General features: G+C 73.0%; 23 protein-coding genes. 14 read left to right on the top strand and 9 right to left on the bottom strand.

What is annotated here, in order from left to right:
• Positions 1 to 186 precede the first annotated feature (186 nt).
• On the top strand, positions 187 to 1,131 hold the full coding sequence (locus ADL08_RS07855) for an FG-GAP repeat domain-containing protein (protein WP_053641339.1): 945 nt from the start codon (positions 187 to 189) through the stop codon (positions 1,129 to 1,131).
• 193 nt (positions 1,132 to 1,324) lie between these two features.
• Positions 1,325 to 2,209 (top strand): glycoside hydrolase family 19 protein, encoded by an 885-nt coding sequence (locus ADL08_RS07860; protein ID WP_053641340.1) that lies wholly within the window; start codon positions 1,325 to 1,327, stop codon positions 2,207 to 2,209.
• Between the two features lie 3 nt (positions 2,210 to 2,212).
• On the opposite strand, the gene ADL08_RS07865 is transcribed toward ADL08_RS07860, so the two are convergent.
• Both ADL08_RS07865 and ADL08_RS07870 read right to left on the bottom strand, forming a co-directional pair.
• Positions 2,213 to 2,452, bottom strand: coding sequence for a DUF397 domain-containing protein (locus tag ADL08_RS07865; protein ID WP_053641341.1), 240 nt, complete (start codon positions 2,450 to 2,452; stop codon positions 2,213 to 2,215).
• Positions 2,449 to 3,285, bottom strand: coding sequence for a helix-turn-helix domain-containing protein (locus ADL08_RS07870; RefSeq protein ID WP_053641403.1), 837 nt, complete (start codon positions 3,283 to 3,285; stop codon positions 2,449 to 2,451). The genes ADL08_RS07865 and ADL08_RS07870 overlap by 4 nt, the downstream gene beginning before the upstream one ends.
• A 156-nt stretch (positions 3,286 to 3,441) precedes the next feature.
• On the opposite strand from ADL08_RS07870, the gene ADL08_RS07875 reads away from it, so the two are divergent.
• Entirely contained in the window at positions 3,442 to 3,888 is a 447-nt protein-coding gene (locus ADL08_RS07875) for a hypothetical protein (protein WP_078968074.1), read from the top strand.
• Here ADL08_RS07875 and ADL08_RS07880 read toward each other — a convergent pair.
• Positions 3,830 to 4,315 (bottom strand): MarR family winged helix-turn-helix transcriptional regulator, encoded by a 486-nt coding sequence (locus tag ADL08_RS07880; RefSeq protein WP_053641343.1) that lies wholly within the window; start codon positions 4,313 to 4,315, stop codon positions 3,830 to 3,832. The two genes, ADL08_RS07875 and ADL08_RS07880, sit on opposite strands and share 59 nt — an antisense overlap.
• Positions 4,312 to 4,917 (bottom strand): DJ-1/PfpI family protein, encoded by a 606-nt coding sequence (locus ADL08_RS07885; protein WP_053641344.1) that lies wholly within the window; start codon positions 4,915 to 4,917, stop codon positions 4,312 to 4,314. Before ADL08_RS07885 ends, ADL08_RS07880 begins: the two co-directional genes overlap by 4 nt.
• Before the next feature lie 165 nt (positions 4,918 to 5,082).
• Between ADL08_RS07885 and ADL08_RS07890 the strand changes: the two genes are divergently transcribed.
• From ADL08_RS07890 to ADL08_RS07900, 3 genes are all read left to right on the top strand, one after another.
• Positions 5,083 to 6,444, top strand: coding sequence for an aspartate aminotransferase family protein (locus tag ADL08_RS07890; RefSeq protein ID WP_053641345.1), 1,362 nt, complete (start codon positions 5,083 to 5,085; stop codon positions 6,442 to 6,444).
• Between the two features lie 80 nt (positions 6,445 to 6,524).
• On the top strand, positions 6,525 to 7,244 hold the full coding sequence (locus ADL08_RS07895; protein ID WP_053641346.1) for a GntR family transcriptional regulator: 720 nt from the start codon (positions 6,525 to 6,527) through the stop codon (positions 7,242 to 7,244).
• Between the two features lie 96 nt (positions 7,245 to 7,340).
• Entirely contained in the window at positions 7,341 to 7,994 is a 654-nt protein-coding gene (locus ADL08_RS07900) for a hypothetical protein (RefSeq protein ID WP_053641347.1), read from the top strand.
• Between the two features lie 34 nt (positions 7,995 to 8,028).
• Here ADL08_RS07900 and ADL08_RS07905 read toward each other — a convergent pair whose 3' ends face one another.
• A complete protein-coding gene (locus ADL08_RS07905; protein ID WP_234352051.1) occupies positions 8,029 to 8,751 on the bottom strand; it encodes an SLATT domain-containing protein in 723 nt (240 codons plus the stop codon).
• 334 nt (positions 8,752 to 9,085) lie between these two features.
• Here ADL08_RS07905 and ADL08_RS07910 point away from each other — a divergent pair, with 334 nt between their 5' ends.
• From ADL08_RS07910 to ADL08_RS07935, 6 genes are all read left to right on the top strand, one after another.
• Positions 9,086 to 9,421, top strand: coding sequence for a YbaB/EbfC family nucleoid-associated protein (locus ADL08_RS07910; protein ID WP_078968066.1), 336 nt, complete (start codon positions 9,086 to 9,088; stop codon positions 9,419 to 9,421).
• Positions 9,422 to 9,525: 104 nt separating this feature from the next.
• A complete protein-coding gene (recR, locus tag ADL08_RS07915; RefSeq protein WP_053641350.1) occupies positions 9,526 to 10,125 on the top strand; it encodes a recombination mediator RecR in 600 nt (199 codons plus the stop codon).
• A 236-nt stretch (positions 10,126 to 10,361) separates the two neighbouring features.
• Positions 10,362 to 11,024, top strand: a complete 663-nt coding sequence (locus ADL08_RS07920) for a DUF5063 domain-containing protein (protein WP_053641351.1) — start codon at positions 10,362 to 10,364, stop codon at positions 11,022 to 11,024.
• Positions 11,025 to 11,191: 167 nt separating this feature from the next.
• A complete protein-coding gene (locus ADL08_RS07925) occupies positions 11,192 to 12,463 on the top strand; it encodes an aspartate kinase (protein ID WP_053641352.1) in 1,272 nt (423 codons plus the stop codon).
• Between the two features lie 357 nt (positions 12,464 to 12,820).
• Complete coding sequence (locus ADL08_RS07930; RefSeq protein WP_078968067.1) at positions 12,821 to 13,549, top strand: SigE family RNA polymerase sigma factor; 729 nt, start codon at positions 12,821 to 12,823, stop codon at positions 13,547 to 13,549.
• Positions 13,546 to 14,982, top strand: a complete 1,437-nt coding sequence (locus ADL08_RS07935) for a hypothetical protein (protein ID WP_234352048.1) — start codon at positions 13,546 to 13,548, stop codon at positions 14,980 to 14,982. Before ADL08_RS07930 ends, ADL08_RS07935 begins: the two co-directional genes overlap by 4 nt.
• 211 nt (positions 14,983 to 15,193) lie before the next feature.
• Here the strand turns inward: ADL08_RS07935 and ADL08_RS07940 are convergent, their stop codons facing one another.
• Entirely contained in the window at positions 15,194 to 15,943 is a 750-nt protein-coding gene (locus ADL08_RS07940; RefSeq protein ID WP_053641406.1) for an SURF1 family protein, read from the bottom strand.
• Positions 15,944 to 16,030: 87 nt separating this feature from the next.
• Entirely contained in the window at positions 16,031 to 17,857 is a 1,827-nt protein-coding gene (locus ADL08_RS07945) for a prolyl oligopeptidase family serine peptidase (protein WP_420709574.1), read from the bottom strand.
• 62 nt (positions 17,858 to 17,919) lie between these two features.
• Here ADL08_RS07945 and ADL08_RS07950 point away from each other — a divergent pair, with 62 nt between their 5' ends.
• Positions 17,920 to 18,750: a class I SAM-dependent methyltransferase gene (locus tag ADL08_RS07950; RefSeq protein ID WP_053641354.1), complete on the top strand. Its 831-nt coding sequence runs from the start codon at positions 17,920 to 17,922 to the stop codon at positions 18,748 to 18,750.
• A gap of 35 nt (positions 18,751 to 18,785) precedes the next feature.
• On the opposite strand, the gene ADL08_RS07955 is transcribed toward ADL08_RS07950, so the two are convergent.
• Positions 18,786 to 19,820, bottom strand: coding sequence for an Lrp/AsnC family transcriptional regulator (locus ADL08_RS07955; RefSeq protein WP_053641355.1), 1,035 nt, complete (start codon positions 19,818 to 19,820; stop codon positions 18,786 to 18,788).
• Between the two features lie 224 nt (positions 19,821 to 20,044).
• Here ADL08_RS07955 and ADL08_RS07960 point away from each other — a divergent pair, with 224 nt between their 5' ends.
• Positions 20,045 to 21,610 carry a tetratricopeptide repeat protein gene (locus ADL08_RS07960; RefSeq protein ID WP_234352049.1) on the top strand — a complete coding sequence of 522 codons (1,566 nt, stop codon included), beginning with the start codon at positions 20,045 to 20,047 and terminating at the stop codon, positions 21,608 to 21,610.
• Between the two features lie 16 nt (positions 21,611 to 21,626).
• Here the strand turns inward: ADL08_RS07960 and ADL08_RS07965 are convergent, their stop codons facing one another.
• Positions 21,627 to 23,498 (bottom strand): alkyl/aryl-sulfatase, encoded by a 1,872-nt coding sequence (locus tag ADL08_RS07965; protein WP_053641356.1) that lies wholly within the window; start codon positions 23,496 to 23,498, stop codon positions 21,627 to 21,629.
• Positions 23,499 to 23,581: the final 83 nt, after the last annotated feature.

Genomic DNA, 23,581 nt, shown 5'->3' on the forward strand with positions numbered 1-23,581 from the left:
CCCCGGCCCCGACTCCCCGGCCTCCCCCGCCCCCGGCTCCCCGCCCCGAGACGATCAAGGGGGAGGGGGAAGTGGCGCAAGTGACGGGGATCTCCGGTGCGTTCGGTGATGCGCGTATGAGAGGCTTCGGATCACCGGCGGTTCGCACCACGCGCCGCCGATGAAAAACGCAGGGGGGACATCTACATGATCAAGAACCGACGTCGGCACGTGCTCCGGGGGGCGCTCGTAGCCACCGCCGTCACCGTCGCCGCGGCGACCGCCGCGGGCACGGCCTTCGCCGCGGGTGCTCCGGCCGACGCGGGCCGCGAGCGCGCCGAGGCCGTCGCCGCCCACCAGGCCGCGAAGGCCCCGAAGGCGGGTGCGTTCGGCACGCAGGACGAGGTCGTCAACACGCCGACCTTCATCATGAACGCGGTCAACAAGAAGAACGGGAACCTGCACCTCTACTTCCCGAACTTCACCGGCGGCTTCGAGAAGGGCGCGGACACCGGGGCGGACTTCTCCGACTTCGCCACCTGGATCGACGTCGACAACGACAAGGACGGCTTCGCCGAGGGCAGCTTCGCCCTCTACAAGGACGGCACGCTGGACTTCAGCACCGTCATCGGCGAGGAGTACGTCGAGAAGAACGTCGGCAAGGGCTGGAACATCTACAACACGGTCATCTCGCCCGGCAGCATCGGCGGTGCGAAGGAGGCCGACCTCATCGCGGTCGACAAGGCCGGCGTGCTGTGGAGCTACCTCTCCTACCCGGACGGTCGCCTCACCCCGCGCGCCAAGGTCGGCGCCGGCTGGCAGGCCTACAACCAGATCGCGGGCCAGGGTGACCTGTCCGGTGACGGCAAGGCCGACATCGTCGCCAAGGACACGTCCGGCGCCCTGTGGCTCTACAAGGGCACGGGCGACTACAAGGCCCCCTTCGCCGCCCGCACGAAGGTCGGCGCCGGCTGGAACGTCTACGACCGCCTGCTCTCCGTCGGTGACCTCGACAGCGACGGCAAGTCGGACCTGATCGCCCGCAAGACGAACGGCGAGCTGTTCCGCTACTCGGGCACCGGCAACGCCGCGGCCCCGTACAAGGCGCCGGTGAAGATCGGCTTCGGCTACCAGATCTTCAACCTGTTCTAGACAGCGCGGAGTTGACGTGACCGGCGCGCAAGCGCCGTGAGCGACGGCCCGGGGTGGACGGCTTTCGTCCGCCCCGGGCCTTTCGCGTGCCCGCGACTGTCACGATTTCTGGTCTAGACCTTGACAGGTCCAGACCAATCGCGCTTCGCTGGCCCTTCCCGAACCCGGATCCCCCCACCCGGAAGGACGAGCGATGCTCCGTAAGCTGCTCACCCTGTTCGCCGCGCTCTGTACGGCCGTAGGCCTCGCCGTACTGCTCCCCGCGACGTCGGCAGGGGCGGCCCCCGCCTGCGTGACCGCCTGGAACTCCTCCACCGTCTACACCGGCGGCAAGACCGCCTCGTACAACGGCCGCAACTGGTACGCGAAGTGGTGGACCCAGAACGAGCGCCCCGGCTCCTCGGACGTGTGGCGCGACGAGGGCGCCTGCGGCACCGGCGGCGGTGGCGGCGAGAACCCCAACTTCGTCGTCTCCGAAGCCCAGTTCAACCAGATGTTCCCGAACCGGAACCCGTTCTACACGTACGCGGGCCTGGTCAACGCCCTCAAGTCGTACCCGGCCTTCGCCAACACCGGCAGCGACACGGTGAAGAAGCAGGAGGCCGCGGCCTTCCTCGCCAACGTCTCCCACGAGACCGCCGGGCTCTACTACATCGTCGAGCAGAACACGGCCAACTACCCCCACTACTGCGACGCCGGGAAGCCCTACGGCTGCCCCGCCGGCCAAGCCGCGTACTACGGCCGCGGGCCGATCCAGCTCTCCTGGAACTTCAACTACAAGGCCGCCGGTGACGCCCTCGGCATCGACCTCCTGGGCAACCCGTGGCGCGTCGAGCAGGACCCGGCCGTCGCCATGGCCACCGGCCTCTGGTACTGGAACACCCAGAACGGCCCCGGCACGATGACCGGCCACAACGCCATGGTCAACGGCGCGGGCTTCGGCGAGACGATCCGCTCGATCAACGGCACCCTGGAGTGCAACGGCGGCAACCCGGCCCAGGTGCAGAGCCGGGTCACCAAGTACCAGCAGTACACCCAGATCCTGGGCGTGCCGACCGGCGCGAACCTGTACTGCTAGCGGTCAGCTCTGCCACGCGACGAACGCGGACCAGGCGGCGGGCTCCACGGCGAACGTGGGCCCGCCGTCCTGCTGCTTGGAGTCCCGCAGGTGCACGGCGTGCGCGCAGGTGGCGACCTCGATGCAGTTGCCGCCGCTGCTGTCGCTGTACGAGGACTTGCGCCAGTCGAAGGCCACCTCGATGCAGTTGCCGCCACCGCCGTCGCTGTAGCTGGACTTGAACCACTGCAGGGTGTCGTTCATCTCCGTACTCCCGCCAACTCCTCGATGACGCCCAGCGACCGGCGCGGATCCAGGGCCTGTGCCCGGATCTTCGCATATCGCTGCCGGTGCGTACTCACCTTCGCCCGGTCGGTGATCAGTAGGCTCTCGCCCTGGATCTCCAGGTAGGTCACATGGTCGTGGGCCGGGGTCTCCACGATGTTCAGATCTCCCCGGTCACCCGCGTACTCCCCGCTCAGCCCCGCGTCCATCGGTAGCACCTGAAGGTTCACGTTCTTCCTGCGCGCGCACTCCGCCAGGTAGGCCAGCTGTTCGCGCATGACCTCTGCGTCCCCGATCGGGCGCTTCAGTACTGACTCGTCGAGGACGAGTTCGATCTCGCACACCGGCTTGCGGTCGAACAGAGCCTTCCGTGCCATCCGTCCGACGACCAGCTCCTCGGCCCGCTCCGGAGTGGGCTCCGGATAGCTTCCCGCGATCAGCGCCCGCGCGTACGCCTCCGTCTGGAAGAGGCCGTGGACGACATGATCGGCATACAGCCACAGCGCCACCGCCTTCTGTTCGATCGGCGCGTACCCACGGAACTGCTCCGGCAGTTTCTCCAGCCGTACGAGTTCCCGCAGCTCCTCGAAGACGCCCGTCCCGTTGCTCAGCGCCTGTTCGAGTTGCGCCAGCATTTCGTCGCTCACCGGCTGGATCATCCGCTCCATCGCGCTGATCGCCGCGCCGGTATAACCCATCTCCTTGCCGAGCCGTTCCTGCGTCATTCCTTTCTTCGTGCGCATTCTCTTGGCCAGCGACGCCGCCATCCGCGCCGCCGGACCCACCGGTTCCCTGTGCTCCACTCGGGCCATCGTGCTCCCCATTCGAACTCAACCGGTCTCAACCGGTCTCAAATGCTCCCCGCCCAATTCGACTGCATTCAAGCTGCGTTGACGCAGTTCGACGGAATGCCGACGCACCGTCAGCAGTCGTGGAAAACGCTAGCGCCGGCGCGGGAACATGTCTCCGTGATTGAAGAGAATCGGGAAGTAAACGTCGACTGGATTCCAGTTTCCGGATTCCAACTCCGTAAGGCCGGCGTACAATTCGACGCCGTTCGAGTGGACGGTGAGGACGGGCGTCGGCTGGCCGACTGGATGGAGGCGCTCACCGGCGGCGATCCGGGGCCGGTCGTCATCGAGGCGAACGGGCGGCGCGGGGTCTACTTCCTGGTGCCGCCGGGGACGACGTCCCACAAGTCGTGGCCGCGCGGGGTGACCCGGTTCAGTGCCGGGCCCGCGCACGTGAGCTACGTACCCGTGCCCGCGCTGACCGGTCGGACCTGGCCGCTCGCGTGGCGGTGTCCGCCCACGGGGCCCGACCGGTTCGTGCATCCGCTGCTCCTGAGGAGCGCCGTCACGGAGCTGATGGAGCGGCGTCCGCTGCTCCCGGCGCAAACCCCTCCAGAGCCGTGAGGGCCCGGGAGAGCCGCTCCAGGACCCGTACGGTCTCGTCGAAGGCGTCCTGGCCGCCCAGCTCGCGCCGGAGCAGCGCCGCGAGCTCCGCGTGGCCCGGGTCGACGCGGCGGACCGCCGCCCGGCCCGCGTCCGTGGGGGCGAGGAGCTTGGCGCGGCGGTGGGCCGGGTTCGGCTCGTAGGACGCCAGGCCCTCCCGTACGAGGAGGTCGGCCACGCGCTGGACGCTCTGCCGGGTGATGCCCATGGCGCGGGCGATCCCGGCGACCGGCAGGGGCTCGGGGAGTACGGCCCCGAGGACCTGCCACCAGGCGGCGGTCAGGCCCGCCGGCTCGGCCAGCTTCTCCGAGACCGCGAGGAACTGGCCGTTCAGCCGGAAGACGCCCAGGGCCGTGCGGGACAGGGCGTCCTGCTCCTCGCGGCTCATCCGTTCAGTTCGGCGAAGGCCGCCGGGTCCGAGTCGTGGAAGAGACGGAACCAGGCGTCCCGCTTCCCCTCGTACGCCCCGAGGCGGGCGAAGATCTCGCGGGCGAAGGCGACCGGCTCGGTCGGGCCCGCCGTGATGAGGTCGCCGTCCCGCACCGCGTCCGCCTCGACGTAGTGCTCGGCGCCCTTGTAGCCGGTGGCGGCCAGGTAGAAGGAGACCGCGCTGGTGTGGCGGCGGTCGTCGAGCAGGCCCTCGCGGGCCAGGGCCGCCGTGGCGCCGCAGATCGCGGCGACCGGGACCCCGGCGTCGAGGAAGGCGCGGGCCTTGGCGGCGAAGGGGGCCAGCTCGTCGCCCTCGTCGTACTTGTCGGCCCCCGGCAGGATCAGCAGGGCGCTGTCCTCGGGGCGGAGGTCTTCGAGCGCGAGGTCGGGGACGATCCGGATCCCGGCGATCGTGGTGACGGGCTCGCCGGCGACCGCGCCGACGGTCCTGACCGTGTGTCCCGCGCGGGCGAGCCAGGCCGTGGCGTGGCCGGTCTCCCAGTCCGCGAGGGTGTCGTAGACGGCGAGGTGGACGATGCGGGTGCCGCTCTCGTTTGTCATGACAGTAGACTGTCATTTCGACAGGATACTGTCAATGGGGAAGGAGCGGGGAGCGCGCGGGAGGACTCGGGGGACGCCGGGAGAACAACGTGTCGCGTCCCTCCCGGTCTCGATGGACAAGATGGCCATGGCCCTTCCCACCTGCGGTTCCTTACCCTCGGCCGCATGACCCCTCACGCCGCACCCGATCCGCGGGCCGGAGCCGCCGTCAAGGCCGCCGACCGCGCCCACGTGTTCCACTCCTGGTCCGCCCAGGGCCTGATCGACCCGCTCGCCGTCGCCGGCGCCGAGGGTTCGTACTTCTGGGACTACGACGGCAACCGCTACCTCGACTTCACCAGCGGCCTCGTCTACACCAACATCGGCTACCAGCACCCCCGGGTCGTCGCCGCGATCCAGGAGCAGGCCGGGAAGCTCGCCACCTTCGCGCCCGCCTTCGCCGTGGACGTCCGCTCCGAGGCCGCACGCCTCATCGCCGAGCGCACCCCGGGCGACCTGGACAAGATCTTCTTCACCAACGGCGGCGCCGAGGCCGTCGAGAACGCCGTCCGCATGGCCCGGCTGCACACCGGCCGCACCAAGGTGCTCTCCGCCTACCGCTCGTACCACGGCGCCACCTCCACCGCCATCAACCTGACCGGCGACCCGCGCCGCTGGGCCTCCGACACGGGCTCCGCGGGCGTCGTGCGCTTCTGGGCGCCGTTCCTCTACCGCTCGCCCTTCTACGCCACCACCGAGGCGGAGGAGTGCGCGCGGGCCCTCCAGCACCTGGAGGACACGATCGCCTTCGAGGGTCCGGCGACGATCGCCGCGATCATCCTGGAGACCGTCCCCGGCACCGCCGGCATCATGACCCCGCCGCCCGGCTACCTCCCCGGCGTCCGCGAGATCTGCGACAGGTACGGCATCGTCCTCGTCCTGGACGAGGTCATGGCCGGCTTCGGCCGCACCGGGAAGTGGTTCGCCGCCGAGCACTTCGACGTCGTGCCCGACCTGCTGACCTTCGCCAAGGGCGTCAACTCCGGCTACGTGCCGCTCGGCGGCGTCGCCATCGGCGCCGAGATCGCCGCCACCTTCGACAAGCGCCCCTACCCCGGCGGCCTGACCTACTCCGGCCACCCGCTGGCCTGCGCCGCCGCCGTCGCCACCATCCAGGTGATGGAGGACGAGAAGGTCGTCGAGCACGCCGCTCACATCGGCGAGACCGTCCTCGGCCCCGGCCTGCGCGAGCTGGCCGAGCGCCACCCCTCGGTCGGCGAGGTCCGCGGCCTCGGCGTCTTCTGGGCGCTCGACCTGGTCCGGAACAGGGAGACGCGCGAGCCGCTCGTCCCGTACAACGCGTCCGGCGAGGCCAACGCGCCGATGGCCGCCTTCGCCGCCGCCGCGAAGAAGAACGGCCTGTGGCCCTTCGTGAACATGAACCGCACCCACGCCGTCCCCGCCTGCAACGTCTCCGAGGCGGAGGCCAAGGAGGGCCTCGCGGCCCTGGACGCGGCCCTCTCGGTGGCCGACGAGCACACCGTCTGACCACCGCCCGAACGCGTACCGGAGAGGTTCCCTCCGTCTGGACTAGGGTGTCCGCAGCCGGACGGAGGGGACCCACCACCATGCCCGCCAGCGGAGGCGTCACCCGCAACACCCTGCGACAACAGATCGCGGACGCGCTGCGTGACGAGGTGCTCGCGGGCCGTCTCAAGGCCGGGCGGGAGTTCACCGTCAAGCAGATCGCGGAGCAGTACGGCGTCTCGGCCACGCCCGTGCGCGAAGCCCTCGTGGACCTCTGCGCACAGGGCCTCCTCGACTCCGACCAGCACCGCGGCTTCCGCGTCCACCAGTACTCCGTCGACGACTACCGGCGGATGGTCGAGGCCCGGATGCTCGTGGTCGAGGGCGTCTTCCGCCGCCGCGCCGCCCCGGCCCGGCCCCCGGCCCCCGAACTCGGCATCGGGGTCGCGCTCGTCTCCGTGCGCCGCCGGGGCGAGGCCGCCGCGCGCGCGGCCCGCGCCGGCGACCTGGACGTCCTCGTCGGCTACGACATCCGCTACTGGCGCGAGCTGGGCCGCCTGATCGCCGCCAACGACCACCTCGCGGACTTCCTGCACCGCCTCCGCGTCCAGGCCTGGGCCTTCTCCGTGCCCCACCTGCGCTCCGAGCGGGACCTCCTGGGGTGGCTGTGGGGCGGCCACGTGGACCTGGTCGACGCGGTCACGCGCGGCGACGCGGAGGCGGCCGTGACGGTCGTGCGGGAGTACAACGCGCACGCGCTGGAGTGGGCGGACCGGCTGGAGCTCCTGGAACGCCGGGGAGGGCGGGGCCCGGCGGGTTGAGGGCCCGTCTCCGGGGGCAGGTCCCCAGCGGGTGGGCGTCGTCGGACGATCCGACTACCCTGGCCGTCCCTGCAACTGACGGAGAGCGAGCCTCCCTTGGCCTGTGACCTGTGGCTGGTCCCCCTCGTCGACGTGCTGTGCCACAGCCCCGACAACCCCTTCGCGCAAGAGATCGCCGCCTACGACGCCGTCCTCAGCGCCTCCGGCCTGCCGACCGTGCCCGTCTACGCGTACATGCCGGGCCTCTCCGGCGACGTCGCCCCCGTCGCCGGCTTCGACTACGAGGCCCTGCACTTCCTGCGCCGCGCCTACCTGCTCCAGGTGCACGGGCTCCCGGTCGAGCCCGTCGGCGAGCTGGGCGGGGACTACGAACAGCTCCTGGAGATGTTCGAGGCGACCGCCCAGCAGTCGCACCTGGTCTGGCACTACGACCACGCGGGCGCGTACGTGCCGGTCGACTTCCCGGTGCCGCTCGCCAGCGACGAGCTCCTGGAGGGCGGCGGGCCGCTCGGCTCCTCGCACGGGCTGCTGCGGGAGCTGGAGCTCGTGGCGCCCGTGATCGGCATCGACCCGGCGAACCCGCCGGCCCCCCCGCTCCCGCCGGAGCGGCCGACCGCCCTGGAGGAGCCGGCCGTCGGCCCCTCCCCGTACGACCAGGGGCCCTTCGCCCGGGAGCGGCACGTGTGGCTGGGGCTGCACGCGGCGGCGACCCGGAGCCTGGCCCAGGGCTCGATGATCATCCTGAGCTGAACCGGACGTCGTGCCCGGCGCCCCCGGAGAGGCCTCAGCGGGTCTCCGGGGGCCGCTGGCGCGGCATGTTCGGGCGGGTGCCCGGCGGCAGCGGGAAGCGGCCGCCCGCCGACTGCACGCTCTCCGGCCGGGACGGCACCACGCCGACCGACTGGAGCGCGAGCGGCGCCGGACCCGAGCGGAACTCGACCATCCAGTCCGCGGTCTCCGCCCGCACCAGCTCCGTCACGTCCTCCGAGAAGCGGCGCAGCACGCCCAGACAGCGCTCGGCCGCCTCGCTGGCGGTACCCTCCGTGGGCCCCAGGACCTCCCGGACGCTCTCCGAGGCCCAGTCGAACTGGAGCGCCTGGAGCCGCCGCTGCACCGCCTGCGCCGTCGCCACGTCCCTTATCCAGCCCGACGTCACCCCGAAGTACCGGTCGCAGGCCATGCAGGCGGCGCCGAGCAGCAGCGACAGATAGCCCCAGCCGGCCGTGCCCGCCGCCACCCCGGTCAGGTCGAGCAGCGGCAGCGCGGCGCCCGCGATCACCCCGACGGTGGTGCCGATCCGCAGGAGCCGGGCCGCGCGGCGCTTCCAGACCCGGTCGGCGAGGTACCACTCGGCGGTCCTGAGGGCATTGCCCTCCACCCAGCGGTACAGCTCGTCGAGCCGCTCGGCCGGCTCGCCCCAGTCCCCCAGGGGGAAGGGCCTGCCGGTCAGATCACTGCCGGTCGGATCGGGGCGGACGTCTCCCCCGGGATGCCCGGGCGGCTGCATCTCCGGCTGCTGGCTCACCGGGGGACTCCTCTGTTCGGCTCAGCTCTGTTCAGCTCGGCGCGCCCGTTCGGCCCGGCGCTCGTGTCGCTCGTGTCCTCCTGTGGCGTGCGGTGCACGTGGTGCCTGCCCTTCCTACCGCCGAATGGAGGGCGATGGACCCGGAATCCCAGGATTTCCGCCCGCAAGAGGGTGTTGATCAGGTAGAGGAGTCCGCAGTTTCTCACTCGAAAGAGTGATGGAGGCAGGGTGGGCGGGGACCACGTAGGCTCGGCGTACCGAGCCAGACATATTGACCGGGCGCACCGGTCAGCCGTACCGACCCTCAGGAGTGACCGTGATTCCCGGTGGTGGCCAGCCCAACATGCAGCAGCTTCTCCAGCAGGCCCAGAAGATGCAGCAGGACCTCGCCCGGGCGCAGGAGGAGCTCGCCGCGACCGAGGTCGAGGGACAGGCGGGCGGCGGCCTGGTCAGGGCGACCGTGACCGGCTCCGGCGAGCTGCGCGGCCTGGTGATCGACCCCGAGGCGGTCGACCCGGAGGACACCGAGACGCTGGCCGACCTGATCGTCGCCGCCGTGCAGGCCGCCAACGACAACGCGCAGCAGCTCCAGCAGGCCAAGCTGGGCCCGCTGGCGCAGGGCATGGGCGGCATGCCGGGCCTCGGCTTCTGAGACCCCCGCCCGGGGCCCGTCCGCAGCACCGCTTCCGTCGGGGTTCTAAGGTCCGGCCCCAGCCACTACCGTAAGAATCAAGCACACCCGAGAAGGGCGTTCCGTTGTACGAAGGCGTGGTTCAGGACCTCATCGACGAACTGGGCAGGCTGCCCGGCGTCGGTCCCAAGAGCGCGCAGCGGATCGCCTTCCACGTCCTCCAGGCGGAGCCGACGGACGTCCGGCGGCTCGCGCACGCGCTCCTGGAGGTCAAGGAGAAGGTCAGGTTCTGCGCGGTCTGCGGCAACGTGGCACAGCAGGAGCAGTGCAACATCTGCCGGGACCCGCGCCGGGACCTGACCGTCATCTGCGTGGTCGAGGAGCCCAAGGACGTCGTGGCGATCGAGCGGACGCGGGAGTTCCGCGGCCGCTACCACGTCCTCGGCGGTGCGATCAGCCCCATCGAGGGCGTCGGCCCGGACGACCTGCGCATCCGCGAGCTGCTCGCGCGGCTCGCGGACGGCGCGGTCACCGAGCTGATCCTCGCCACCGACCCGAACCTGGAGGGCGAGGCCACCGCGACGTACCTGGCGCGGATGATCAAGCCCATGGGCCTGCGGGTCACCCGGCTCGCGAGCGGCCTCCCGGTCGGCGGCGACCTGGAGTACGCGGACGAGGTGACCCTGGGCCGCGCCTTCGAGGGCCGGAGGCTGCTGGATGTGTGACGACCCAGGGGGTGTCTTGTCGATCGGGCCGGGCTCGCGGCGCCCGGCACCGCACCTCGCCGCGTCGTCGTCACTCGCCATGTCCCCCGTAGCCCTTCGGGCACGGGAGGTGCCCCCACCGCCATGCCTCCCTCCTCCGCCTTGCGAGGCACGGCACCGGACACCGCTCCCCGATCCGGCCCGATCGACAAGACACCCCCTAGCCCACGCGTGGGTGCTCCGAGGAAGGCAGTCCCATGTCTGACCCCACCTTGCACTCCGTCACGCAGGACCCCGACGACTTCGCGGTCCAGATCGCCGACTCCATCGAGAGCTTCATCGTCGCGACCACCGAGGTGGCCAAGGGCGACGAGCCGGGCAGCACGGTGCCCTTCCTGCTCCTGGAGGTCTCCCAGCTCCTCCTGGCGGGCGGCCGGCTCGGCGCGCACGAGGACATCGTCCCGGACGAGCGCTACGAGACGGACACCGGTCCGGAGCCGGACGCGGACGACCTGCGCGAGCGGTTCGCCGCCCTCCTGGACCCGGTCGACGTCTTCTCGGAGGTCTTCGACCCGTACGAGCCGCGCAAGGCCCCGGTCCCGGCCCGGATCTCGGACAACCTGGCCGACATCGTCGCCGACCTGAGCCACGGCCTGGCCCACTACCGGGCGGGCCGGACCAGCGAGGCCCTGTGGTGGTGGCAGTTCTCGTACTTCTCCAACTGGGGCCCGACCGCCTCGGCCACCCTCCGCGCCCTCCAGTCCCTGGTCGCCCACGTCCGCCTCGACCAGCCGCTCGCGGCCCTGGACGGCCTCGACACCGACGAGGACCTGACCGAGGACGACCTCGCCGAGGAGGCGGGCCGGGTCATGATCCAGGAGATCGCGGGACCGCTGGGACTGCGCTCGCTGAAGCACTGAGGGCCGCGTCCGCCGAGCGCCGGGGGTCATCCGGGGCATTTCGGGCGGGTGATCACGTGGTGAGCCGGTCGTCTCACCATGCGATACCTCGTAGGCGTTTTCGAGTCGCTCGTTAGACTGAGCCGATCGCAGCGCCGGCTGCGGCACAGACTGAGCGAGGAGCGCACGTGGGCCTTGTCGTGCAGAAGTACGGAGGCTCCTCCGTTGCCGATGCCGAAGGCATCAAGCGCGTCGCCAAGCGGATCGTGGACGCCAAGAAGAACGGCCACCAGGTGGTCGTCGTGGTTTCCGCGATGGGCGACACGACGGACGAGCTGATCGATCTCGCCGGACAGGTATCCCCGATTCCTTCCGGGCGAGAGTTCGACATGCTGCTGACCGCCGGGGAGCGGATCTCCATGGCCCTGCTGGCCATGGCGATCAAGAACCTGGGCCACGAGGCCCAGTCGTTCACCGGCAGCCAGGCCGGTGTCATCACCGACTCGGTCCACAACAAGGCGCGCATCATCGATGTCACGCCGGGCCGGATCCGCACCGCCCTCGACGAGGGCAACATCGCCATCGTCGCCGGCTTCCAGGGCGTGTCCCAGGACAAGAAGGACATCACCACCCTGGGCCGCGGCGGCTCCGACACCACCGCCGTGGCGCTCGCCGCCGCCCTCGACGCCGAGGTCTGCGAGATCTACACCGACGTCGACGGCGTGTTCACCGCCGACCCGCGCGTGGTGAAGAAGGCGAAGAAGATCGACTGGATCTCCTTCGAGGACATGCTGGAGCTCGCCGCCTCCGGCTCCAAGGTGCTGCTGCACCGCTGCGTCGAGTACGCGCGCCGCTACAACATCCCGATCCACGTCCGCTCGTCCTTCTCCGGACTCCAGGGCACGTGGGTCAGCAACGAACCGCAAGGAGCCCAGAAGGTGGAGCAGGCCATCATCTCGGGTGTCGCCCACGACACCTCCGAGGCGAAGATCACCGTCGTCGGCGTGCCGGACAAGCCGGGCGAGGCCGCGGCCATCTTCCGGGCCGTCGCGGACGCCGAGATCAACATCGACATGATCGTCCAGAACGTGTCCGCCGCCTCCACCGGCCTCACGGACATCTCCTTCACCCTTCCCAAGGCCGAGGGCCGCAAGGCCATCGACGCCCTGGAGAAGGCGAAGGGCACGATCGGCTTCGACTCGCTGCGCTACGACGACCAGATCGGCAAGATCTCCCTGGTCGGCGCCGGCATGAAGACCAACCCGGGCGTCACCGCGGACTTCTTCCGGGCGCTCTCCGACGCCGGGGTGAACATCGAGCTGATCTCGACCTCCGAGATCCGCATCTCGGTCGTCACCCGCGCCGACGACGTCAACGAGGCCGTGCGCGCCGTCCACACCGCCTTCGGCCTGGACAGCGACTCGGACGAGGCCGTGGTCTACGGGGGCACCGGGCGCTGATCCCGCCCGGGTTCCCCGGCTTCTCGCGACTCCCCCCGGACGGCGGTCCCGCGGCCGCCCGTCCGGGGGGAGTCGTGTGTCATGGATTTGTGTGATCTGTGAACGACCTGTGAGCAATTAGGCGCCAGATACCCCTTGAACTGCGATGATCTCCTGGACGACGATGCATTTCCCCCTTGCTGCAACCGGTAGTTGGGTGGGGCGCGTCTCTGCGGGCACCCGTGGGCGTGTGGCGCCGGGCGCGCGGTGAAACCGGGGCATCGGGGGAGAACGGTTACGCATGAGGACGAACAACCCGCCGTCGAAAAGGACGGCGAGCGCGTACAACCCTGCCGGGGGTAGGCGTGTCCAACAGGCGTGGCAGAGGTACTCGACATCGCGACCATCGCCCCGCTGCGCGGCGCGGGCACGGCGTTGCTCCCCGTACGGAGCGGCGTCGCCGGCTCCGTGCGCGGCTCCGTCGTCGCCCCCTTCCGGCGCCCGCGGGCTCCCGGCGGAATGCCGGTGATCGCCCCCGTGACCACCGGTTCCCGGTCCCCCCGGGTGGACGGCATCCCCGCGCCCCGCACGAGCGGCGAGGGCGCCCCGGCCGTCGGCACCACCGTCGACCACCTCACCGAGACCTACCGCGCCCACTACCGGTCGCTCCTCGGACTCGCCGCGCTGCTCCTCGACGACACGGCCTCCTGCGAGGACGTGGTCCAGGAGGCGTTCATCCGCGTCCACTCGGCCCGCAAGCGGGTCCGTGAGCCGGAGAAGACGCTCGCCTACCTGCGCCAGACCGTCGTGAACCTCTCCCGGTCCACGCTGCGCCGCCGCATCCTCGGCCTCAAGCTCCTCTCGAAGCCGATGCCGGACATGGCCAGCGCGGAGGAGGGGGCGTACGACCAGCTGGAGCGCGAGGACCTGATCAAGGCGATGCGCGGGCTCCAGCGGCGGCAGCGCGAGGTCCTCGTCCTGCGGTACTTCGCGGACATGACCGAGGTCCAGGTCGCCGAGACGCTGGGGATATCCCTGGGCTCGGTGAAGGCGTACGGCTCGCGGGGCATGGCGGCCCTGCGCGTCGCGATGGGAGCGACGTCGTGAGCGGGGCGCGCGGCGAGCGGGCCGGGGCCCCCGAGGACGGGACCGCCCCGGAGGAGGGCGTGAGCCCCGAGGGCCGCGACCACGGCGCCCCCGACGACCACGGGACGGGCGCCGGGGACCACGCGGAGGAGCACGGGGAACCCGAGGAACGCGGGGCCGGCGCCGGGGATCCCGGCACCGCGGAGGGCTCCGGCGACGCCACGGGGCGCGGCACGGGCGCCGACGACCACGGGGGATCCGAGGGACACGGGACGGGCGCCGGGGGCCGTAAGGTCACCCGGGGCCCCGGGCCCCGTGCCCGAGACGAACGCGACGATCTGAGTGGACAGCGCATGGTGAACATCGAGCCCGGACCCGGCAACGGCGACGGGGACGAGGAGCTGGCGCTGCGGCGGATGCTCCGGGGCGCCGTGGAAGGACTGGAACCCTCCCTCGGTTCGCTGGAGCACCTGCGCCGTGCCGTGCCCGCCCGGCGCGCCCGCAAGCGGCAGGCCGTCGTGGGCGCCGCGGCCGCCGCGGTCCTCATCGGAACGGCCGTGCCCGCCTTCGTGCACGTCGCCTCCTCGGAGGGGACCACCGCCGCCAGCCCCGTGAACGCCGGCCACGGCGAGGAGGCCCAGGGCGGCACCGGCACCGAGACCGGCGTCGAGGGCGGCCAGAGCTCCAAGCCCCCCGCGAGCAGCGTCTCCCCGAGCCAGGACGGCGCGGAGGGCGGGGCGGACGGCTCCTCCGGCAAGCCGGAGCGGCCGGGCGCCGAGGCCTCCGGCGAGGCCCCGGGAGACGTCCAGGGAGCCGGCCCCGGCGCCGCCCGCTGCACGTCCGGCCAGCTCGGCTCCGGCGGCGCGCAGGCCGGCGGCCCCGACGCCGAGGGCAAGGTGTACGGCAGCTTCCGCGTCGTCAACGTCTCCGGCACCCCCTGCGTCGTGGACGGCGCCGGCACCGTCGGCTTCGAGGCCCGGGGAGCGGCCGACCCCGGACGCATCTCGGTGGTCCGGCACGCCTCCGGCGACCCGCTCGGCTCCTCGCAGGAGTCCTCCCGGCTCCTCCTGAAGCCGAACGGCTCCTACGAGGTGAAGTTCGTCTGGGTGCCGAGCGAGACCTGCCCGACGACCGGGACCACCCCCACCCCGACGCCGACCACGCCCGTCGAACCGCCGACCACGCCGCCCCCGACGCCCACCCCGACCGAGCCCACGACCGACCCCGACCCCAGCGGGGGCCCGGGCCCCGGCGGCTCGGGCGGCAGCCCGGAGCCGGGCCCGGCGGTCGACGGCGGCCCGGCGGCCCAGCTGCTCCTGGAGGACGGCGGTCCGGCGGACGGCAGCGTCGTGGTCAGCCACACCGCGGAGCCCGGCGGCCCCTCGCTGTCGGCCGTCGTCCCCGGCGCCTGCTCCGGCACCGTCTACCGCACCGGACTCCTCGGCGCCTCCTGAGCCCGGGAGAGCCCCCGGCCCCGGATCACCGGGGCCGGGGGCTCTCGCGCTTCCTGCGGGGACACGGGCCTTACGTGGCCTCCAGGACGTCTCCTACGGGGCTACGGGGCTTACCGTGCCCCAGTTCTTACGGGGCTACGGGGCTGCGGGGCTACGGGGCTACGGGTCTGACGTGCCCACGGCCTTCACGCCCTCACGTGCCCCACGGCCTTCACGCGCCCGACAGGCCCAGCGCCTCGTCCCGGGAGGCCTCCGCCTCGCGGCGCACCAGGCGGAACCACATGAAGAGCACGAAGCCGGCGAAGACGAACCACTCCGCCGTGTAGCCCAGGTTCTGGAACGCCTTCGCGTCCAGGCCCGTGCCCGCGGCGGCCGCCGCCGGGACCGGCGTGAGGCCGGCGGGGGAGTCCGTGAGGGTGATCCAGGCGTCGTAGACGTCGTCCGTCACCACGTTCACCAGGGACGCCGCGCTGATCATGCCGAGCTGCCCCTCGGGCAGGCCGCCCGCCGCGCGGACGCCCTTCGACCCCTGGTTCTCCGAGGCCTGGAGCGCGCCCACCACCGTGACCTCGCCGGACGGCGGGGCGGGCGCCCGGGCGCCCTCGGGGAGCCAGCCCCGGACCACCGGCAGCGACCGGCCGCCGTCCGTCCGCAGCAGCGTCAGGACGTACGCCCCGCTCCGGCCGTCCAGCTCGCGGCCCGGGACGAGGAACTGGTCCCCGAACCGGCCGCGCGCCTCGGCCGTGCGGCCCGACGTCTCCTTGTCCACCGGCAGCAGCGAGTCCAGCGGCTCGGCCCCCGCCGTGCTCGGGGCGGGCCGCCGCTCCGCCTCCTGGTGGGTGTCGACGCGGTCCTCGAACTTCCCCAGCTGCCAGGTCCCCATGAAGACGCAGAACGGGATCGCGAGGAGGACGAAGAGGTTGATCCCCCACCAGCGGGGAGTTCTCAGGAACCGGTACACGCCCCCCACGGTACGCAAGGCCGCTCGGCCCCCCGTCGCCCGGGTGCCCGACCGGGACCCGTCCGGCGGATCGGGGCCGGACACGCCCTAGACCGGCCGGGTCCCCAGGTGCTTCGCGGCGAACGCCAGGTCCAGGGCGACCTGCTTGATCCGCTCCTCCACCACCAGGGAGCCGTGGCCCGCGTCGTACCGGTACACCTCGTGGACCGCGCCCCGGGCCGCGAGCCGGTCGACGTAGTTGTCGATCTGCCGGATCGGGCAGCGCGGGTCGTTGACCCCGGCCGAGATGTGCACCGGGGCCTTCACCGCGTCCACGTACGTCAGCGGCGACGAGGCCTCGTACCGCTCGGGCACCTCCTCCGGCGAGCCGCCCAGGAGCGTGCGGTCCAACGCCTTGAGGGCCTCCATCTCGTCCTCGTACGCCGTCACGTAGTCCGCGACCGGGACCGCCGCCAGGCCGACCGCCCAGGCGTCCGGCCGGGTGCCGAGCCCGAGGAGCGTCAGATAGCCGCCCCACGAGCCGCCGGAGAGGACCAGCCGCTCCGGGTCCGCGAGCCCGCTCGTCACCGCCCACTCCCGGACCGCCTCGACGTCCTCCAGCTCGATCAGGCCGACCCGGTGCTTCAGCGCGTCCGTCCACTCCCGGCCGTATCCCGTCGAGCCCCGGTAGTTGACCCGCACCACCGCGTATCCGTGGTCCAGCCAGGCCGCCGGGCCCGAGGCGAAGGCGTCGCTGTCGTGCCAGGCCGGGCCGCCGTGCACCTCGAAGACCGTCGGGAACGGGCCCTCGCCCTCCGCCGGGCGCTGCACGAGCGCGTGGACCCTGCCGCCGGGCCCCTCCACCCACACGTCCTCCACCGGCAGCGACGGCGGCGCCTTCGGGCCGGGCGGGTCGAGGACGACCCCGCCGTCCGTGGAGCGCACCACCGGCGGCTCGGCGGCCGAGGACCACAGGTACTCCACGCTGCCGTCCGGCCGGGCCGTCGCGCTCGACACCGAACCGGCCGGGGTCTCCACCCGCACCAGGGCGCCGGTGGCGACCTCGTACCGCCACAGCTCGCTGCGGGCCTCGAAGCCGTGCACGACCAGCAGGCCCGAGCCGTCCGGGTACCACTCCGCCGACACGTCGCCCGGCAGGTCGAGCCGCAGATCGGTCTCGGCGCCCGTCGCCACGTCCCACAGCATCGGCTCCCAGCGCCCGCGCCGCTGGTGGCCGACGAGCAGCCGGGTGTCCCCGGCGGCCGGGGCGAAGCCCAGGACCGTGAGCCCCAGCTCCTCCGTGCCGTCCTTGGTGTCGTCGAGCTCCGCGACCACGCTCCCGTCCGAGGCGCGCAGGACCCGCAGCGCCGAGTGCATCGCGTCCCCGTGCTCGGTGTGCTCGACCGCGACCAGCGAGCCGTCGTACGACAGGTCGCCGACCCCGGCCGACTCCCGGTGCCGGTAGATCTCGACCGGGGCGCCGGCCCCGGGCCGTACGAGGTGGACCGTCGAGCCGTCCTCGTCCGTGGAGCGGCCCACCACGAGCGTGCCCTCCCGGCCGATGGCGAGCCCGGCCGGATAGGAGGGGGCCAGGTCCGGCACGGCCGGCTCGTCCGCGCCGCCCGCGAACGGCTGCCGCATCCACACCCCGAACTCGTCCCCGTCGGTGTCCGCGAACCACCAGATCCACTCGCCGTCCGGGGACAGCGTCCCGTCCGTCGTCCCGTTCGGCCGGTCCGTCACCTGCCGCTGCTCCCCGGTCGCCCGGTCCCACGCGTACAGCTCGTACGTCCCCGTCGCGTTGGACACGAACAGCGAGCGGTCCGGCGCCTCCTCGGCCCAGTCGGGCAGGGAGACGCGGGGCGCGCGGAAGCGCTGCTCCCAGAGGGGCGCGTCGGGGCTCGGGACCTTCTTGCTCTCAGTCATGGCACCCATCATGCTCCGGGCGGCGGACAACCGGGTCGCGTGCTCCGCAGCCTGTGGATAACCTCGCCGACATGTACTCTCCGACCCCCGAGGACTGGCGCGAGGCCAACCGCGCGCGCTGGGACGAGCGCGTCCCCATCCACGCGGCCGGTTCCTTCTACGACCTCGACGCCTTCCGCGCGGGCAAGGACGCCCTGCGGGACTTCGAGCTGGCGGAGGTCGGGGACGTCACCGGCCGCACCCTGCTCCACCTCCAGTGCCACATCGGCCTGGACACCCTCTCCTGGGCCCGGCGGGGCGCCGCCCACGTCGTCGGCCTGGACTTCTCCGAACCGGCCGTCGAGACCGCCCGCTCGCTCGCCGCCGACCTCGGCCTCACCCAGGAGCGGGCCGCCTTCGTCGCCGCCGACGTGTACGACGCGGCCGGGGCCGTCCCCGACGGCTCGTACGACGTCGTCTACACCGGCGGCGGGGCGCTGTGCTGGCTGCCCGACATCGAGCGCTGGGCGGAGACCGCCGCCTCCCTCGTCGCCCCCGGCGGCTTCCTCTACCTGGCCGAGTTCCACCCGCTGACCGACTCGCTCGACGACGAGACCGGCAGCCGGATCGTGCACGACTACTTCGTCCGCGACCCGTGGGTGGACACCACCCCGGGCACGTACGCCGACCTCGACGCCACCACCGTCCACAACCGCAGCGTGGAGTGGGTGCACCCGGTCGGCGAGGTCGTCACGGCGCTCGCGCGGGCGGGCCTGCGGATCGACTTCCTGCACGAGCACGACGTCTCGCTCTTCCCCCGCTACGGCACGCTCCAGCGGCACGAGGACGGCTACTACCGCTTCCCGGCGGACCGCCCCCGCGTCCCGCTGATGTACTCGGTCAAGGCGTCCCGCCCGGCCTGAGGACCCGGGCCCCGCGTCCCCCGGGCCCGGGCCCCTCAGGCCGTGTCCTCCGGGCGCACGTGGTGCGTCCGCCGGCCGTCCGGGCCCAGGACCTGCGCCCCGATCTTGTGCGTGCGCAGCGAGAGCGAGGTGCCCGTGATCCGCAGCGCCGACGCGGCCCGGACGAGCGCCGCCGTCACCTCGTGCAGCTCGTCGACGGTACGGAGCCACATCGCGAGCGCCAGGTTGTGCGGCCCGGTGACCGAGGTGATCAGCCGGGTCTGGCGCAGCCGGCCGAGCGCGGCGACCGTCTCCGGCACCTCGACGGGCGGGATGTCCGCCGTGACCAGCGCCCACACCGGGCGCCCGGAGAACCGCGGCGCGGGCAGGCAGTGGTGGTGGAAGGCGCCGGCCGTCGCCAGGACGTCCAGCCTGCGCCGTACCGTCGACTCGCTCGTGCCGCACTGCCGGGCGAGCTCGGCGGCGCTGCGGCGGGCGTCCCCCGCCAGCTCCGCGACGATCCGCCGGTCCAGGTCGGTGACGTGCGGGTACGCGCGCGCGTGGGCCCGGCCCCGCCGCTCCCCGCCCGTCAGCTCGGTGAGGAGCTGGATCTGGACGGGGGTGAGCTGGTCGATCCGCGACCGGTACGGGCGGTTGTGCAGCCGCGTGACGACCTGCGCGCGGCACCGGAGCACCCCCGGCAGCCGCCGCACCCGTCCGGCGAGGTAGGCGTCGAGGGCGTAGAGGTCCGGGGAGGCGACGAGCAGCACCAGGTCGGCGTCGCCGGTCACCTGGTGGACGCCGAGGGTGCAGGGGTCCTCCGAGAGCTCGCCCGCGGTGGCCTCGATGGCCCCGGCGACGCACTCCAGCTCCACCCACGCGTACAGGGTGGCCTCCTTGCCGTGCCGGGCGGCGAGCAGGGAACTCCAGGCGTAGCCCTTGCCGCTGAGGTGCTCCCAGCGCCGGGCGAGGGTGTCGGGGCTCGCCTCCAGGACGGCCGAGAGCTGCGTCCAGCTGGCGCGCGGAGCCATCTGCAACGCGTGGATCAGCGCCAGATCCGCCTCTCCCAGGACGGATTCCCCGGTATCCATGTGCCTCCTTGGCCGATCCCCGGAAAACCCCGCCTCCGGGTTCCGAGGAGCACCAGGATGTCCACCGGGGCACGTGCATTCAATCCCGTGACGGCGGCCTTGGCCATGACGTCGGGCACAACGCGCGGACACGGCGCGCGGGCACGGCCCGTGGAACGGCTCCCGGACACGACGGTCCGGGGCACCACACCCCACGCGCGCGCGTACACGAGGGAAGGGTGGGGATGGCGAGGCACTCGCGGGGGAACGGACGCCCGCCCGGTCGTCCGGCCGGAGATCCGGCCGTCGGCGCGACCGGACGCGTCCGGCACATCGGACACCTCAGGGACGTCGGGGGCACGGGGGGCGCCGGGAGCGCCGGGGGTGCGGGGAGCGGCGCGGGCGCGGGGGGTACGGGGAGCGGCGCGGGGGGCTTCGCGGAGACCGAGCTGCTGTGGGGCGAGCCGGTGACCGCCGGTCAGCTCGCCGCCGCCGAGAGCGGATACGCCCGCTGCGGCCCCGACGAACGGCTCCTGTGGGAGCGGCTCTCCGTCTTCGAGGGCGCCTTCGGCCACGACGCCGTCCGCGAGGTGTGCGCCTCCGGCACGCTCCCTCCGTCCCGGGTCCGGGAGGTCCTCGACCGGCTCGCCCCCCTCGCACTCCTGCCCGTCGACGACCTGTTCGACGGCGAGGAGGACGCGCCCCGCTACTGGATGCCGCTCCCCATGCGCGCGGTGGGCGCCCGCAGGCTCACCGAACGCGGCGACCGCCGGTCCGTCGTCCTGCGCCACCGCGGGTGGTGCGCCGGGCTCGCCCGCCGGGCCGCCGACCGGTGGCAGGGCGGCCGGCAGCTCGACGCCCGCGACCTCGCCCTGCGGGAACTCCCGGACCTGGCCGCCGCCATGGACCCCACGACCGCGCCGCCGTCCCCGGGCGCCGAGTCCGGCACGGCCGTCGAGATCGCGGTCTCCCTGTGGTTCCTGTGGGTGGCCTGCGGGCGGGTCGCCGAGGGCCGGACCCGGCTGCGGCACGCCCTCGCCCTGCACCCCGGGCCGCCGCCGCCCCGCGCGCTGTGGCTCGCCGCCCACCTGGAGCTGGAGGCGGGCCGCCCCGAGGACGCCGACCCGCTGCTCGTCCGGGCCTGGGCGGCGGCCGTACGGGACGGCGACGACCGCTGTCTGGGCCTGCTCGCCCAGCTGCGCGGCTCCACCGCCCTGTACCAGGGGCGCACGCGCGCGGCGGCGGCCGAGTTCCGGGAGGCGCTGGTCCTGACGGCGGAGCCCCCGGACTTCGGCCCCGGCCGTGAACTGTGCTGGGCCGGGCTCGCCCTCGCCCTCGCCCGCACCGACCCGGAGGCGGCGCAGGAGGCCCTGGACCGCCTCCCGCTCGAACGGACGGGACGGCGGGCCTGGGCGGGGCGGGACCTGTGGGCCGACGCGTGGGCGCACCACGCGCGTGCCGAGCTCCTCGCCTGGGACGGGGAGCGGGGGCGGGCCGCCGAACACGCCCGGCGGGCGCTCCACGGCCATCTGGCGCTCGGCTCGGCGGCGGGCGCGTCCTGCGCGGCCGAACTCCTCGCGGAGCTGCGGATCACGACCGGGCGGCCCGTCTCCGCCGCCCACCTCCTGGGCGCCGTGGACGTGCTGCGGACCTCCGTCTTCGGCGAGGAGCACCGCCCGGCGGCGACCGCCGCGGCGGCACGGAGACGCAGCGAGCGGGCCCTGCGGGACGCGCTCGGCGACGAGGAGCTGCGCCGGGCGTACGAAGAGGGCGCGGCCCTGGGCCTGTTCGCCCTCTCCGAGGAGCCTTAGGGCCCCAGAAAGGGTTTCACGGCGTGACGATCGGGAACAGCGGATCGGGCTTCGTCACGTACGAGAGGAGGCGGGCGAGCAGGGCGGGGTCGCCCTCCGTCCCGACCCCGAGCTCCTCGGGCCCCTTCCCGGCGAGCAGGCCGAGCAACTGCGGCCCGGACAGGGTCAGGGTGAGCCCGGCGGGCGTCCGGGGGTCGGTGACCGCCCGGTGGGTGAGGGCCCCGTTGTGCAGGGTGAGCCGCCGCCGCCCGCCCTCCGGGTCGTCCGTCAGGACCAGGTCGAGCGTCAGGTCGTCGTCCCAGGCGCGCGGCCCGTCGATCGCGACGGCGATCGAGTCGACCAGCATCGGGACGGTGAGGGCCGCCGCCATCTCGGGGTTGGTCATGTCGACCATCTCGCCGCTGACGCCCTGCCGGAGCTCCTGCGCCGAGGTGAGGTAGAAGTTGCGCCAGGGGCCGTTCTCGGAGCCGTGCCCCAGCCGTTCGTAGACCCCGGCGAGGGCTTCCTTCGCCTCCTCGTGGACCGCGCTCGCCGGGCGCTCCTCGCCCACGGGGACCTCCGGCGCGGTGGCGAAGACCAGGTGGTTCAGGAGGGTCGCGGCGAACCGCAGGTCGCCCTCCTCCACGTACGCGCGTGCCTTGCCGAGGGTCTCGGCGGGCCCGCCCGCCACCGCCACGTACCGCTTGGCGAGCTCGACCGGCGGGTGCTCCCAGAGGTGGGCCGCGTTGCCGTCGAACCAGCCCAGGTAGCGCTGGTAGACCGCCTTCGCGTTGTGGCTGAGGGAGCCGTAGTACCCGCGCGCGTGCCAGGCCCGTTCGAGCGCGGGCGGCAGTTCGATCGTCTCGGCGATCTCCGGCGCGGTGAGGCCCTCGTTGAGCAGCCGCAGCGTCTGGTCGTGCAGGTACGCGTAGAGGTCGCGCTGCTCGGTCAGGAACCGCACCACCTCGTCGTGGCCCCAGGTCGGCCAGTGGTGGGAGGCGAAGGCGACGTCGTGGCGCCCGTGGAAGTACTCGATCGCCTCGTCGAGGTACGCGGACCAGATCCGGGCGTCCCGGACGACCGCCCCGCGCAGGGTCAGGACGTTGTGCAGGTTGTGCGTGGCGTTCTCGGCCAGGCACAGGGCGCGCAGGTCGGGGAAGAGGAAGTTCATCTCGGCCGGGGCCTCGGTGCCCGGCGTGAGCTGGAAGACGATCCGCAGGCCGTCGACCGTCTCCTCCTGGCCGGTCTCCGTGACGTCCACGGTCGGCGGGATCAGGCTGATGGTGCCGGTGGACGTCGTCTGGCCGAGCCCGGTGCCGATCTGGGCGTCCGGCGCCTTCGGCAGGTTCGCCCCGTACATGTAGCTCGCCCGGCGGGTCATGGCGTTGCCCGCGTACACGTTCTCGCTGACGGCGTGCTCCAGGAAGCCGGCCGGGGCGAGGACGGGCACGCCCTCCTCGGTGCCGTCCGGGAGGACGCCCCGGGCGCCGCCGAAGTGGTCGCCGTGCGAATGGGTGTAGATCAGGCCGGTGACCGGGCGGTCGCCGCGGTGCTCCCGGTAGAGCGCGAGGGCCGCGGCGGCGGTCTCCGTGGAGATGAGGGGGTCGATGACGACGACCCCGCGCTCGCCCTCGACGAGCGTCATGTTCGACAGGTCGAGGCCCCGCACCTGGTAGACGCCCCCGGTGACCTCGTAGAGCCCCTGCCGGGCGCAGAGCCGCGCCTGCCGCCAGAGGCCGGGGTGCGCGGTGTCGGGGCAGTCCGCCTCCAGGAACCGGTAGGCGTCGCCGTCCCAGACCGTCCGCCCGTCGGCGTCCGTGACCGTGCCGGGGACGAGGGCGGCGAGGAAGCCCCGGTCGGCGTTCGCGAAGTCCGTCGCGTCCTCGAACGAGGGCAGGGTGTCGCTCATGGGCGGGGTGCTCCGTTCCGCGCTACCGGTACGTGAGGGTCCGTGCCGGTTCGTACCGGTCCATCTGACCACCGGGCCCCCGG

It is taken from the genome of Streptomyces sp. NRRL F-6492 (genome assembly GCF_001280125.1).
Lineage (GTDB): Bacteria > Actinomycetota > Actinomycetes > Streptomycetales > Streptomycetaceae > Streptomyces.

Excerpts from the sequence above, each read along its gene's own strand:
- ADL08_RS07855 (WP_053641339.1), top strand. The coding sequence starts at position 187 with ATGATCAAGAACCGACGTCGGCACGTGCTCCGGGGGGCGCTCGTAGCC.
- ADL08_RS07860 (WP_053641340.1), top strand. The coding sequence starts at position 1,325 with ATGCTCCGTAAGCTGCTCACCCTGTTCGCCGCGCTCTGTACGGCCGTA.
- ADL08_RS07865 (WP_053641341.1), bottom strand. The coding sequence starts at position 2,452 with ATGAACGACACCCTGCAGTGGTTCAAGTCCAGCTACAGCGACGGCGGT.
- ADL08_RS07870 (WP_053641403.1), bottom strand. The coding sequence starts at position 3,285 with ATGGCCCGAGTGGAGCACAGGGAACCGGTGGGTCCGGCGGCGCGGATG.
- ADL08_RS07880 (WP_053641343.1), bottom strand. The coding sequence starts at position 4,315 with ATGAGCCGCGAGGAGCAGGACGCCCTGTCCCGCACGGCCCTGGGCGTC.
- ADL08_RS07885 (WP_053641344.1), bottom strand. The coding sequence starts at position 4,917 with ATGACAAACGAGAGCGGCACCCGCATCGTCCACCTCGCCGTCTACGAC.
- ADL08_RS07890 (WP_053641345.1), top strand. The coding sequence starts at position 5,083 with ATGACCCCTCACGCCGCACCCGATCCGCGGGCCGGAGCCGCCGTCAAG.
- ADL08_RS07895 (WP_053641346.1), top strand. The coding sequence starts at position 6,525 with ATGCCCGCCAGCGGAGGCGTCACCCGCAACACCCTGCGACAACAGATC.
- ADL08_RS07905 (WP_234352051.1), bottom strand. The coding sequence starts at position 8,751 with ATGCAGCCGCCCGGGCATCCCGGGGGAGACGTCCGCCCCGATCCGACC.
- ADL08_RS07920 (WP_053641351.1), top strand. The coding sequence starts at position 10,362 with ATGTCTGACCCCACCTTGCACTCCGTCACGCAGGACCCCGACGACTTC.
- ADL08_RS07945 (WP_420709574.1), bottom strand. The coding sequence starts at position 17,857 with ATGGGTGCCATGACTGAGAGCAAGAAGGTCCCGAGCCCCGACGCGCCC.
- ADL08_RS07950 (WP_053641354.1), top strand. The coding sequence starts at position 17,920 with ATGTACTCTCCGACCCCCGAGGACTGGCGCGAGGCCAACCGCGCGCGC.
- ADL08_RS07955 (WP_053641355.1), bottom strand. The coding sequence starts at position 19,820 with ATGGATACCGGGGAATCCGTCCTGGGAGAGGCGGATCTGGCGCTGATC.
- ADL08_RS07960 (WP_234352049.1), top strand. The coding sequence starts at position 20,045 with ATGGCGAGGCACTCGCGGGGGAACGGACGCCCGCCCGGTCGTCCGGCC.
- ADL08_RS07965 (WP_053641356.1), bottom strand. The coding sequence starts at position 23,498 with ATGAGCGACACCCTGCCCTCGTTCGAGGACGCGACGGACTTCGCGAAC.